The sequence below is a fragment of the Streptomyces spinoverrucosus genome (assembly GCF_015712165.1).
GTDB classification, from domain to species: domain Bacteria; phylum Actinomycetota; class Actinomycetes; order Streptomycetales; family Streptomycetaceae; genus Streptomyces; species Streptomyces spinoverrucosus_A.
The window spans coordinates 3842954-3856478 of sequence record NZ_JADPZX010000001.1 but is presented as its reverse complement, the minus strand read 5'-3'; the positions used below and the strand labels follow the sequence as shown (position 1 = coordinate 3856478).

7 protein-coding genes are annotated in these 13525 nt (G+C 71.1%); 1 reads left to right on the top strand and 6 read right to left on the bottom strand.

Annotated features, from left to right (window positions below):
- Positions 1 to 35 precede the first annotated feature (35 nt).
- Complete coding sequence (locus tag I2W78_RS17305) at positions 36 to 1739, bottom strand: (2,3-dihydroxybenzoyl)adenylate synthase (protein WP_196460973.1); 1704 nt, start codon at positions 1737 to 1739, stop codon at positions 36 to 38.
- A 77-nt stretch (positions 1740 to 1816) separates the two neighbouring features.
- Positions 1817 to 7168: a type I polyketide synthase gene (locus tag I2W78_RS17300; RefSeq protein WP_307783707.1), complete on the bottom strand. Its 5352-nt coding sequence runs from the start codon at positions 7166 to 7168 to the stop codon at positions 1817 to 1819.
- A gap of 243 nt (positions 7169 to 7411) precedes the next feature.
- Here I2W78_RS17300 and I2W78_RS17295 point away from each other — a divergent pair, with 243 nt between their 5' ends.
- Positions 7412 to 7888 carry a MarR family winged helix-turn-helix transcriptional regulator gene (locus I2W78_RS17295; RefSeq protein WP_196460969.1) on the top strand — a complete coding sequence of 159 codons (477 nt, stop codon included), beginning with the start codon at positions 7412 to 7414 and terminating at the stop codon, positions 7886 to 7888.
- 14 nt (positions 7889 to 7902) lie between these two features.
- Here the strand turns inward: I2W78_RS17295 and I2W78_RS17290 are convergent, their stop codons facing one another.
- From I2W78_RS17290 to I2W78_RS17275, 4 genes are all read right to left on the bottom strand, one after another.
- A complete protein-coding gene (locus tag I2W78_RS17290; protein ID WP_196460967.1) occupies positions 7903 to 9762 on the bottom strand; it encodes an FAD-dependent monooxygenase in 1860 nt (619 codons plus the stop codon).
- Positions 9763 to 9863: 101 nt separating this feature from the next.
- Positions 9864 to 11213: an NAD(P)/FAD-dependent oxidoreductase gene (locus tag I2W78_RS17285; RefSeq protein ID WP_196460965.1), complete on the bottom strand. Its 1350-nt coding sequence runs from the start codon at positions 11211 to 11213 to the stop codon at positions 9864 to 9866.
- 196 nt (positions 11214 to 11409) lie between these two features.
- Positions 11410 to 12231, bottom strand: a complete 822-nt coding sequence (locus I2W78_RS17280) for an AfsR/SARP family transcriptional regulator (protein WP_196460963.1) — start codon at positions 12229 to 12231, stop codon at positions 11410 to 11412.
- A gap of 205 nt (positions 12232 to 12436) precedes the next feature.
- On the bottom strand, positions 12437 to 13345 hold the full coding sequence (locus I2W78_RS17275; RefSeq protein WP_307783706.1) for a LysR family transcriptional regulator: 909 nt from the start codon (positions 13343 to 13345) through the stop codon (positions 12437 to 12439).
- Positions 13346 to 13525 lie beyond the last annotated feature (180 nt).

The window sequence follows — 13525 nt, the reverse complement described above, 5'->3', positions numbered from 1 at the left end:
CTCGTTTCCTTTCCTGGCGTACGGGTGGGCTGCCGTTACGGGCGCGGGAGCGCGGTCACCCGCGCGGGCCGGGCCCGGCCGGGTGTCGGCCGGGTGGGGACGGCTGGTTCGGCCAGCTTCCGCAGGGCTTTCTTGTCGATCTTTCCGACCGGCGTCTGGGGCAGCGCGGGGAGGAACATGAGCAGTTCCGGGGTCTTGAAGGCGGCCACACCGCGCTCGTGGAACAGGCGCTGGATGTCCGCGAGGTCGAGGGTCTGCCCGCCCTTGAGGACGACACAGGCGCACACCGACTCGCCCAGCTCCCGGTGCGGTGCGGGCACCACGGCGACGTCCGCGACCTGAGGCAGGCTGCGCACCAGATCCTCGACCTCGTCGGCGGAGATCTTTTCGCCGCCGCGGTTGATCAGGTCCTTCGTGCGGCCTTCCACGGTGACATTGCCTGCCGCGTCCCGGTGCACGACGTCGCCCGTTCGGTACCAGCCGTCCGCGGTGAAGGCACGCGCGTTGTGCTCGGGCGCGGCGAAGTAGCCCCTGGGCGTGTAGGGGCCGCGGGTCAGGAGGCGGCCCGGCCGCCCCGGGGGTACGGGCACGTCGTCCTCGTCGACGAGGAGGATCTCGTCGTCGGGGCAGATGGGCCGCCCCTGGGTGGTGAGGACCAGGTGGTCGGGGTCGTCGAGCCGCGTGTAGTTGAGAAGACCCTCGGCCATCCCGAAGACCTGCTGGAGCCGCCCGCCGAGACCGCCCAGGAGGCTCTGCGCCTCGGCGGAGGACAGCACGGACCCACCGACCTGGACCACCCTCAGGCTGGACAGGTCGTGGTGGTCCTTCGCCGCGGCCTCCAGCCACCGTCGGGCCACGGCGGGGACGAGCGAGGTGACTGTCGCCCGTTCCCTTTCCACGGCGGCGAAGGCGGCCTCGGGGTTCGGCGACGGCATCAGTACGGCCCGGCCGCCGCTCATCAGCGCCGCGAGCACGCCGGGGCTGGCCAGGGCGAAGTTGTGCGCGACGGGCAGGACGGCGAGATAGACCGTGTCCCGGCCGTAGCCGCAGACCTCGCCGCTGCGGCGGGCGTTGTACTCGTAGTCGTTGTGCGTCCTGGCGATGATCTTCGGCAGGCCCGTGGTTCCGCCCGACAGCAAGAACAGCAGCACCTCGCTCGCGTCGGGGGCCAAGGTGTCCAACCTGTGCCGCCGGGCGGCGGGGTCACCGGTGGCGGCGGTCATCAGCGCCCGCAGGTCGACGTTGCCGGGACGCACGGTGTCCCCGACGATCAGGACCCGGCATCCGTGGCCGCGTGTCCGTGCGACGTGTTCGGCGAGCGACTGGTGGTCGAAGCCGCGCCAGCTGCCGGGCGCCACCACGGCCGAGACCTCGGCGAGTTCGGCCATGTACGTCAGCTCGTGCTCGCGGTGCGGGGGCAGGGCGAGAACCGGCGCCACACCCAGCCGGGCGCAGGCGAGGACGAGGGCGATGAACTCCCAGCAGTTGGGAAGCTGGACGAGGATGTTGTCGCCGCGCTTCAGGCCGGTGCCGGCCATGCCCTCCGCCAGGTTGTCGGCGGTCTCGGCCAGTTCCCGGTAGGTGACGCGCCGGTCGCCGTCGACCAGGGCCACGCGCGGCCCGTACGCGTCCGCCCACTCCCACATCAGCGCACCCAGCGGTCGCTGCCGCCAGTAGCCCTTCGCGACGTACTGCCGGACGAACTCCTCAGGCCAGGGGACGACACCCGCTCGTGTCATGGGTTTCTCCTGTTTCTGCGGTCCTGTACGCACGGATCGGGGGCCGGCGCCGGTGGTGGCGCCGGCCGGTCGCCTGATCAGCCGACGAGGAGTTCGGCGTCGGTCCGTTCGCCGGCGGGCGCGATGTCGGAGGGCGGGTCCGTGTCCGCATCACCCGGCGAGAGTTCGCCGCGCAGGAATCCGGCCACGGCCTCCACCGAGGGCCGCTCCCACAGCAGCGTGGCCGGCAGAGCGAGCCGGAACCGCTTCTCCAGACGCCGGCGCACGACCACGGTCATCACCGAGTCGAGGCCCAACTCCGTCAGTGGGGCCCGCACGTCGAGATCCGCGGGGCTGGTCTTCATGACGTCGGCGACGCTCTGGCGGACGGCGTCGACCAGGTAGCCGTGCAGCTCGTCGGGGGACAGGGACTGCCACTCGGCGTCGCCGGCGTCACCGGACGCGGTGCCCTCGCCGTCGTCGACCGTCATCTCGGAGAGCAGCCGCGGCCGTACGGCACCCGGCGTCGGCGGCAGCATGCGCAGGACGGCGTAGTAGCCGCTGTCGTGCCGGTCGGCCAGTTCCCAGCAGCGGAACGCCTCCGCCACGGTGATGTCGGCGGTGCCGCGTGCCTCCAGTTCGGCGTCGATCACCTCGGAGGAGGTCGACATGCCGAGCCCTCGCCACGAGGTCCAGCCGAAGCTGACCGTGGCATGGTCACCGGCGGCCCGCCGGTGACCGGCCAGGGCGTCGAGGAAGGCGTTGGCGGAGGCGTAGCTGGCCTGTCCGGGCAGCCCGAGGAGCAGACCGCAGGACGAGAACAGGGCGAAGAAGTCGACGCTGCCGGGCGGGAAGATCTCGTGCAGGACCAGGGCGCCGTCCACCTTGGGCCGCATCACCGTGCGCAGCGAGTCCTCGGTCAGGTCCGCGAGCATGCGGTTGTCGAGGACACCCGCGGCGTGCACCACGCCCTTGACCGGCGGCAGTTGCAGTTCGGACGGGGACAGCAGCTTGGCCGCCTGGTCGCGGTCGGTGATGTCCAGGGCGAGGGCCCGTACGGTCACGCCGAGCGCTTCGAGGGAGCGTACGGCCTCGATCTGCCGCTGGACACGCGGGTCCTCGACCGAGTCCCAGGTCTCGCGGGGCGGCAGCCCGGAGCGTCCGGCGAGCACCAGACGCCGGGCGCCCCGGCCGGCCATCCAGTGGGCGATCTCCAGGCCGAGTGCGCCGAGACCACCCGTGATCAGATAGGTGCCGTCGGCCCGGAACTCCGTCGCGGCCCGGGTCGCGTCCTTCTCGAGCCGTGCGAGTCGGCTGATGGTCCACCGCCCGTCGCGTACGACGATGACGTCCTCGCCTCTGACCGAGCCGAGCACGGACAGCATCTCGTCGGCGCGCGGCGCCGCACCGTCCGCCGCGAGGTCGACAAGTCCGCCCCACAGGTCGGGGTGCTCACCGCCGATCACCCGGCCGAGCCCCCAGAGGCCGCCGTGACCGAGGCCGGTGGCGTCGGCGCTCTCGTGCACCCCTTGAGTGAGGCACCACAGCTTCGGCCGGTCCGCGAGCCGCGCGGCGGCGAGCCACTGCGCGGCGCCGGCCAGCAGCCAGGTCGCGCGGAAGGCGGCGTCGGTCACGGTCTCCGAGGTGGCCGTGACCGCGGGCACCACCAGCACGGCCGTGGACGCCCCGAGCCGCTCCCGCACGGTGTCCAGTTCCCGGGGCGTCGTCAGGCTCACGCAGGGGGTGCCCGCGGTGGTCAGTCGCTCGGCGAGGGCGGCCTTCAGCGCGCTGTCGTCGCCGACCAGCACGACGAGGCCAGGACGTTCGGTCGAGGAGGCGTCGAGTTCGAGGGGCCGCCACACCATCTCGTGGACGAGACGACGGGGGCTGGCCGCCGCGCCTGGGTCGCCGTCCAGCACGCCGTAGCGCAGTGCGCGCAGGGTGGCGACGACGCGGCCCGTCTCGTCCGCGATCTCGACGTGCACGGTGTCCGCGGCCGCCGTACCCTCGGCCACCCGCACGCTGATCAGCACACGGGCGGGCGAGTCGCCGCGCAGGGCGATCTCCCGGATGTGGGCGGGCATGCGCAGCGTGGGCGGGCCGTCGAAGGCGACGGAGGCGACGGAGAGGGCGGCGTCGAGGACGGAGGCCCAGGAGGTGGGCAGCTCCTCGCTTTCGCCGTCGGCACGGACCCGGGCCAGCAACTCGCCCGGGCCGCTCAGGAGTTCCTCGACGGCCCACGGGAACCCCATCGCGGCGACGCCGATCGAGGCGAGCCGGTCGACGGGGAAGTCGGGGGAAAGGGACTCCGTGCAGCGGCTCAGGATGTCCGTGAGCGGGAGCACGCGGTCGTCCGCGACGGTCACGCCGTGCGACACCGACGCCGTGGTGTGGGTCAGCCACGCCGGGCCGTCCCCGTCGTCCGCGCCCTGGCCGAGCAGCCGCGACGCCAGGCGCACGGTGCCGTCCTGGAGGGTGACCTGGAGCTCTCGCGCGGCGGTGACGGAGACGGGCACGCGCAGTGACACGTCGCTGAGTGCGGGCCGCTCGCCGGTGCCGGTGGCCGCGGTGAAGAAGGTGTTCAGCAGGACGGTGGCGGGGATGATCTCGACGCCCTGGACGGGATGGTCGCCCGGGTAGGGGCGGCAAGTCTCGTCGAGGTAGGTCTGCCAGACCTGGAGCGGCGTCGTTGCGGTCACCACAGCGCGGGTGCCGAGCAGGGTGTGGCTGTCCACGTCGTGCCCGCCGCCTCCGGCCGTCCTGGGCCCGGACTCGGCCCAGTAGGGGCGGTGCTGCCAGACCGGCGGGGGCAGTTCGGCGAGGACGGACGCGGGCCACATCGCGGCCCAGTCGATCTCGCCGCCGTGGCAGTGCAGGGCCCCCAGGTTGGTCAGCAGCGTCTCGCGCTCCGGCTTGCCACGCCGCAGGGTGTGGGCGACCAGGGCGTCGGTGACGCCGAGGCTGTCGAGGGTCTCGTCGATCGAGTGCGCCACTACGGGGTGCGCGGATACCTCGACGAACCGGCGGTAGCCGTCCTCGACCGCGGCCGTGACGGCTTCGGCGAAGCGGACGGGGTTGCGCAGGTTGGCAGCCCAGTAGCCGCCGTACCGGAGGGGGTTCGCGCGAGGATCGTCCAGAGCCGTCGTGTAGACGTGGAGCGTGGCAGGGCGGATGTCCAGGTCGTGGTCGGCGGCGGCGAGTTCGTCGAGGAGCGGGTCCATGTGGCTGCTGTGGAAGGCCACATCGGAGTCCACCCGCCGTACGACGAGCCCGTCGTCCTTCCACCGGGCGCTCACGGACTCCACCGCGGCCGCGTCCCCGGCCACCACGGTGGAGGACGGCGAAGCGGAGATGGCCGCGACGACGTCGGTCCGCTCGGCCAGCCGCCGGGCCGCCTCCTCGAAGGGCAGGTTCACCATCGCCATGCCGCCCAGGCCGGCGACCCGGCGCAGCAGGATCGACCGCCGGCAGATCAGCCGCGCACCGTCCTGGAGGCTGAGCACGCCGGCCGTCACGGCCGCCGCGATCTCGCCCACCGAGTGTCCGATCACCGCGTCCGGCACAACACCCAGAGCACGCCATACGGCGGCCAGGCCGACCTGCATGGCGAAGATCATCGGCTGGATCCGGGAGACGTCTCCCAGCTCGCCGTCGCTGATGACCTGGCGCGGACAGAAGCCGATCTCCGCCATGAAGACAGGGGTGATCTCGTCGATGACGGCCGCGAACTCCGGGTGCGTCGCGAGGAGTTCGCGGCCCATGCCGAGCCACTGGGCACCGTGGCCGGAGAACACCCACACGAGCCCCGCACCGGCGGCGGCCCCGGACGCGCTGCGCCCGCGCGCCACGCCCGGTACGGACGCCTCGGCGGCCAGCGCCCGCAGCCGTGAGACCAGCTCGGCGCGGTCGCCCGCGACGACCGTCGCGCGATGGGCGAGGTGGGACCTGCGCAGGGCGAGGGTGTGGCCGAGCGCGGCGGCCGACGGCGCGGTGGGCTCGGTCTCCAGCACGTCGGCGAGCCTGCCCGCGTACTCCCGGACCGCTGCCTCGGATGCGCCGGAGAGCGGGTACACCCGGGCGACCGGCTTCCTGTCGGGGTCGTCCTTTGCCGGTTCGGGGGTCTCGGGCGCCTGCTCCAGGATGACGTGGCTGATGGTCCCGCCGTACCCGTAGCCGGACACACCGGCCCGGCGCGGCCCGTCGGTCCGCGGCCAGGGAGTCGGTTCGGCGACGACTTCGAGCCCGGACTCGGCCCAGGGGATGGCCGGGTTGGGCCGCTCGAAGTTGGCGGTCGGCGGTATCTGCGCGTGCCGCAGGGCGAGTACGGCCTTGATGACACCGGCCACGCCCGCACCGGCTTCGAGGTGGCCGATGCTGGGCTTGACCGACCCGATGAGACACGGCCGGTTGGCCGGACGGTCCACGCCGAACACGGCGGCCATGGCGCCCGCCTCGATCGGGTCGCCCATCCGGGTGCCGGTGCCGTGCGCCTCGACGTAGTCGACGGAGGCGGGGGAGATCTGCGCGTGCTCGTAGGTGCGCCGCAGCAGGTGTGTCTGTGCCTCCTGGCTGGGCGCCATGATGCCCTTCGTCTTGCCGTCCTGGTGGATGCCGCTGCCTCGGATCACCGCAAGGACACGGTCGCCGTCGCGCCGGGCGTCGCTGAGCCGCTTGAGGACGATCACGCCGGCGCCCTCGCCGCGGCCGTACCCGTTGGCGGCGGCGTCGAAGGATTTCGAGCGGCCGTCCGGTGAGGTCGCGCCGGCGGCGTCCAGGACCATCGTCAGCCCCGGGCCCGCCATGATCATCACGCCGCCGGCCAGGGCGAGTGGCACCTCGCCCAGGCGCAGGGTCTGGCAGGCCTGGTGGATGGCGACCAGGGACGAGGAGCACGCGGTGTCCACCGCGACGCTGGAGCCGCGCAGGTCGAGCGTGTACGAGATCCTGTTCGCGACCGCGCAGAAGGCGCCGCCGATGCCCGTCCACGCCTCGATGCGCGGCAGGTCCTCCAGGAGACGCCGTCCGTAGTCGTCCGAGCCGACACCGATGAAGACACCGGTGTCGCCGCCGGCGAGAGAGCGCGGCGGAACACCGGCGTGCTCCAGGGCCTCCCAGGCAACCTCCAGCACGATCCGCTGCTGCGGATCCATCAGCTCGGCCTCGCGCGGGGTGATGCCGAAGAACTCCGCGTCGAATCCCTGGATGTCCGTCAGGAACCCGCCGAAGCGTGTGGTGCGCCTGAGCAGCGCCGCGTTCTCCGCGCTGGAGGAGGCGTACGGCTCCCAGCGCTCGGACGGGATTTCACTGATGGCGTCCCTGCCCGCCATCAGAAAGTTCCAGAACCGCTCGGGAGAGTCGATGTCGCCGGCGAACCGGCAGCCCATTCCGATCACCGCGATCGGTTCGTTCGCCGTCGCTTCGTGCTCTGTGTCCGGATTCTGGCTGACCACTGGAGCCCCCTCGTCACTGCCTGCGTCGGGCGTACGAGAAGATCCTGGGCAACGCGACATGCCGCCCGCTTGCGGCGCACATGGGGGTGGGCGCGTCCGGCAGCAGAAACTTGGCTCGGCTAAACGTTAGCCGACCAATCGTTGGGCGGCAAGGGATCGCCACGTCCAAGCAGGTTGCCGGGCAGGGTACTTGTAGCCTCTGCGCAGAAGTAGGCCGAGGTCCACCGCAGGAGGACGCGCCAGGTGAATTCCGCATTTGACGACGGATCGGTGAACCAGCTGCTGGCGAGCATCGCGCGCACCCACCGCAACCTCGCGGGCGCCCTGCTGCGCCGGGTGGGCCTCTTCCCCGGGCAGGAGCTGCTGCTGATGCGCTTGTGGAACCGCGACCACCAGCCGCAGGGGGACCTGGTGACGGCGCTCCGGCTGGAGGCGTCGACGGTGACGAAGATGCTCCAGCGCCTGGAGGCCCAGGGCTTCGTCACACGGCACCGCCCGCCCGACAACCAGCGGATCGTGATGGTCTCCCTCAGCGACAAGGGCCGCGCGCTACGACACGAAGTGGAGGAGCTCTGGCGGGAGTTGGAGCAGGCTGCGGTTGGCGGGATGAGCTCCGCCGAGCTCGGCCGGACCCTTGAGGTGCTGCGCCGCCTGGAGGCCGGCCTCTCCGAGGCCCAGGCGTCCCGCGGGCCCCGGCCCTCCCCGCCCGAGGCGGAGTAGAGCCGGGGCCGGCATCAGGTCCGGCCCAGCGGGTGTGCCACGACGGCGTCGAGTCGGCCGGACAGCAGGGCCGTGTGGATCCGCGTCCCCCAGCCCTCACCGCGATGCGAGTCGGGAGCGCCGAGCGCCCAACCGTCGGGCGCGTCCAGGAGGACCACCTTGCGGGAACGCTCGCGCACCAGGTCCGCGTAGCCGAGGGCCCGCATCCACCCCGCCACGGTCAACTCGTCCTCCCGCAGCCGGAGATGTACGCCGATGGCACCGGCCCGCGTCTGCTCCGCGCACCACTGGACGAAGTCCTCGCCCTCGGCGCTCCACGCGGGTACGGGCGGACAGTCCACGCCGACCATCACCGACGCACCGTCCCGCAGCGCCGCGGTTGTGGGCAGCACCCGCTCGATCAGCCGTATCCCCACCGCTCGCGCGAACTCCTCGCCGACCGCGTCCTGCGCCCGCACCAGGGCCATGGGCTGCGCACCCTGCCCCCGGACCCGCTCGATCGTCGCCAGCCAGGCGTCCTTGCCGCCGTCGGGGCCGTCCGCGGACCAGTCCACGATGACGAGTCCGCCGCCGGCCCGGGCGCTCGACTCGACGGCGTCCGGTGGCGTCACGGTGGCGATGCGGTTCGCCAGCACGGTGCCGTCCACGGTGAGCGGCAGGGAGACGGCCGAGCGAGCAGCTCCGGACTCCCGTGGGGCGTCGGGAGACGACCGGCGTGCGAACCAGGACTCGACCTCGTCGATACGCGACGCGTGACGACGCTTCAGACCCGCGTACGAGATGGCTCCGGTCCTGGTGAGGAAGTGGAAGCCGAACTGCTCCGGCTCCATGTGCAGCCGCCGGGCGAACGTGCCCCACCACCGCATGCTGGGCGCGGCCCAGTCCTGGGTGCGCCGCACCTCCGGGCGCCGCCGGGTCTCGTACGCGCGGAACGCGTCGGCCGTCGTGCCCTCGGAGCCCAGGGCCTCGGCGAGGGCGATCGCGTCCTCCATGGCCATCTTGGTGCCCGAGCCGACCGAGAAGTGGGCGGTGTGGGCAGCGTCCCCCAGCAGGACCATGTTCCGGTGCGACCAGTTGTTGTTGCGCACCACCTGGAACGAGGCCCACTTGCTGTTGTTGACCAGCAGGGGATGGCCGTCCAGATGCTCCTTGAAGATCTCTTCGAGCAGTTCCCTGGAGTGGATGTCGCTCACGCCCGGGGCCTGCGCCCCCCGCGTGGAAACGTCCATTCCCGCCGCCCGCCAGGTGGCCGTGTCCGTCTCGACGATGAAGGTGCTGGTCCCCGGCTCGTAAGGGTAGGCGTGCGCGGCGAGCGGGCCGAAGCGCGTCTGTACGAAGGGGAAGGTCACCCGGTCGAAGCGCGCCGGGGTCCCGAACCAGATGTACTGGGGCCCCGACGCGTCGACGGTCGTGCCGAAGGCCTGCGCGTACGCCTTTCTGGTCGCGGAGTTGGCGCCGTCCGCGACCGCTACGACATCCGCGTCGCCGACCGCGTCCGCGAGCGGAATCTCGTGGTGGAAGCGCAGCCGGGCGCCGACCTCCGCGGCCTGCTCCTGGAGGATGCGCAGGAGTGTCCTGCGGGAGATCGCGGTGAACCCGTAGCCGCCGTACCGCAGGGCGCGGCCCTGGTGTCGCAGTTCCATGTCGGTCCACTGCACGCTCGCCTCGCGCAGGCGCCGGCAGGTTTCCGGGTCGGCTCGCTCGAAGGCGGCCATCGTGCGGTCGGAGAAGACGACTCCGAAGCCGAAGGTCGCGTCGGCGGCGTTGCGTTCGTAGACGGTGACCGAGGCCTGCGGGGTAGACATCTTGACAAGTCGGGCGAGGAAGAGACCGGCGGGTCCGCCGCCGATCACGGCGAAGGTCTGAGGTCGCATGGGGTGGCTCTCCTGGGAGCGGGAAGAGGGCGGACGACGGGGAGCCCCGGCGAGCAGCGCAACCGCTCCGCTCGTCGGGGCTCTGCCTGGAGGGCCGGGCGTCACGCCACGGAGGCGGGTTCCCTGGCGGTTTCCTCGTCCTCCGCCACGTTCAGCTCCTCGTAGAAGGGGCAGCCCCAGTGGGGCTCGAACGGGGCGAAGGTGTCCCACTTGGACTGGGCGCGCAGGTGCCGGAGCAGGACGTTGCGCGGGTTCCAGAAGTCACCGCTGACCAGCCGCGCGACCCACTTGTTGGTGCCGAGCTGGTCACCGGAGATCTCGAAGCCCGCGTCCGTCAGAAAGCCGCGCAGGCTGTAACCGGCCTCGTAGTAGGCGTGGATGAGGCGTCCGTAGACGTCGTAGCCGGTCTTGTAGAAGTTGGAGTAGGCGAGCTGAAGCTCGTCGGTGCGCTCCGGCTCGGACAGGGTGGCGTCCACCGTTTCGGCGGCCTTCAGGCCGGTGCACATGGCGAGGAAGACACCGCCGGAGAAGATCGGGTCGAAGAAGGTCGCGGAGTCGCCGACCATGAACCACCCGTCGCCGGTGATCGTGTCGGAGTAGTAGCAGTAGTCGGTCTCCACCTTCAGCTCGCCGATGGGCCGCGTGCCCGTGAGGCGCTGGGTGATCCGGGCGATACGGGACACGTGGTCCCGGAAGACGGCCTCGCGGTCGGCCACGCCGTGCAGGAGGTCGCGCGGCATGACCGCGCCGACACTGATGGTGTCCGACCAGATCGGGATCGCCCACACCCAGCCGTCGGCGTGGCCGCCGATCTGCAGGTCGCCCTCGACGCCGGGGTTGTACTTCTCGTCCAGGCCCTGGAAGTGCTGGTACGCCGCCACCATGCGCAGGCTGTCGAGGCTGCGGCGCAGCCCGAAGGTGTGTGCCACCTTGCTGGCTCGGCCGCCGGCGTCGATGACGTACGGCGCGTGGGCGGTGTGGCTGCGTCCGCCGTACTCGTAGCGCACGCCCACGACCCGGTCGCCGTCCCGCAGCAGTTCGTGGACCGTCGCCTCCTGCAGCACCGTGGCACCGCTGTCCTGCGCCACGTCGGCCATCGTCTTGTCGAAGTGAGCCCGCTCGACCTGGAACGTGACGTGGTGGCGGCCGGGCCCCTGCCCGGCGAACGGGATGCGCCCGAACCGCCCCTTGCGGCCGCCGCTGAACTCCGCCCCGTGCTTGAGCACGTACCCCTGCTCCAGGACGCGCTCGTACGCGCCGAGTTCTTCGAGAATGGCCGTGATCGGCGGCAGCAGCGACTCGCCGATGTGGAATCGAGGGAGGGAACGCCGTTCGAGAACGAGCACGGAGCGCCCCGACTGGGCGAGCTTGGTCGCCGCCGTGGTGCCCGCCGGGCCGGCACCGATGACGATGGCATCCACCTGCTCGGGCGGGTTCTGGGCAGAATTCACTTACGGTCTCCTTCGAAAGGTGTGAACCGGGAAGGCGTGAAACAGGACGTGTTCACCGGGGAAGCGTTGACCGGGAAGATACGGACCGGGAGGATGCGGACCGGGAAGTTACGGACCGGGAAGTTACGGACCGGGAAGATACGGACCGGGAGGATGCGAACCGGGAGGAGTTCACCGGGAAAGTGCGAGCGGTTCGTCAGGCTGCGAAGCGGTCGAGCAGGATTCCGCCAGACTGCGGGAGGTCTTCAAGGGTTTGATCGCCGTTGAGGATCGCCCGGTGCAGACGGTTCAGCCGGTACGACGGATCGATACCCAGGTGGGTGACAAGAGCGCTCCGGAGCCCGGCGAACACCTCAAGAGCCTGGGAACGGCGGCCGGCTCGATACAGGGCGACCATCAATTGCGCGTGCAGGTTTTCGTGAAAAGGGTGCTCGGCAGTGAGATCCGTGAGATCGCCCAGGATGTCCAGATGCCGGCCCTGGCGCAGCTCGGCCTCCATGAGCTGTTCGACAGCGGTCACCCGGGCGTTGTTCAGCCTGGTCACATGGGCGTGCAGCAGTGGGCCGGTGCTGATGTCGACCAGGGCGGAGCCGCGCCACATGTCCAGGGCCGACCGCAGGAGCAGCGCGGCGCGAGCATAGTCGCCCGTGGCGATTTCACGGCGCCCCCGGGCCGCGAGTTCCTCGAACCGGCGGTATTCCAGGACAGCCGGGTCGACGGTGAGCTGATATCCGCCGTGGAAGGTCTGGAGGAGATCCTTCGGATCGAGTGCGGTGCCGCTCTCCTCAAGGTTTTTGGCGAGCTGTTGGCGCAGCCGGACGATATAGGTCTGCAGCGTTATCTTCGCACTGCGCGGCGGGTATTCGGACCAGAGTTCCTGCACCAGGTGCTGCATCAGGACGACCTGATTGCTGCGCACGGAGAACAGCGCGAGCATCTGCCGGATCTTGGGTGCTCTGGGGCCCGCTTCGTTTCCGTTGATCTGAAATCTGAACGGACCAAGGGTGCCTATTTCCATCTGCCCTCCGCACACAGTTATGCGCCGCTTGGCATTGCGTGACTTCAGGTCTGGAACTTAGGCAGCTATTTGAGCCGTACACAAGGTGTGCGGGACCAAGGTATGAGCCCACGGTATCGGAGGGCGTACGTCGAGTGATCCTGGAGGATGCCCTGACCGTCACTGTCCGGTGCGAAGGCCGGTGTCGTTCAGGCCCGTCGCGGCGTCAGGCGGCTCGTTCGAGCTCCTGGAAGGCCTCGCGGGCCGTGCCCAGGAACGCCGGGACGCTGGCCCGCAGCTCCGCCCGGCGCAGCCAGGTCATCGTGACCTGGGTGTGCGAGGCGCTGCCCTTCAGAGGTACCGCGGCCACTTCGCCGCGGGCGGCGGCTCCAACCACCGCGATCTCGGGCAGCAGCGCGCAGCCCATGCCCGCGGACGCGCACTGGCACAGCGCGGCCATGCTTGCGACCTGGGTGTCGATGACGGGTGCGTCCGGTCCCAGCGTGTGGATCAGCGTGTCGAGCATCTCCCGGAAGCCGCAGCCCTGCGGGGTGGCCAGGAACGACTCGCCGCGCAGGTCCGGGCCGCCGACCTGGGCGTACGACGCGAGTCGGTGCCCCGTGGGCGTGACCACCATGAGTCGGTCAGTGGCGAGTGACTCGCTCGCGAGGAGCTTGTCCTGGGGGGCCTGGCCGAAGGTGAGCGCGACGTCGATCTCGCCTCGCCGGACCCACTCGTAGAGCTGGCCGCGGCCGCCCTCGCGCAGCGTCACCTGGACGCGCGGGTAGAGCCGGCGGTAGCGGGCGAGGATGGGCGGCAGCCGGTGCGCGCACAGGGTTTCCAGCCCGCCGACGGTCAACTGGCCGCCGGGTTCCTGGCCTTCGTCCTCGACGGCAGTGCGCGCCTCTTGGGCGAGCAGGAGCATCTGGTCGGCGTACTCGACCAGGCGCTCACCGGCGGGGGTCAGCGACAGCTTGCGATGGCTGCGGTCGAAGAGCTTGGCGGCGAGCTCGGTCTCCAGGGCCTGGATCTGTTCGGTGACGCTGGACTGGGCGTAGTTGAGCTCCGCGGCGGCCCGGGTGAAGTTGAGTGTGCGCGCCACGGTCCGGAACGTCCGCAGGTGACGCAGTTCCACAGCTCCCGCCCTTCTGATCGGCCCTGCCGATGGTCGTCATCGGAAGTGCCCGCTTCTGCAACCGGGTTCGCGCTGCAAGGATTTCAGCTGTCGCCCCTGCCCACAACTGGTCCCGGCGATGTCCCATGCCGCCGCTCTGCGGCTTTTGCTCAGAAACACCCCCGTACCTCCTTGGGAGGA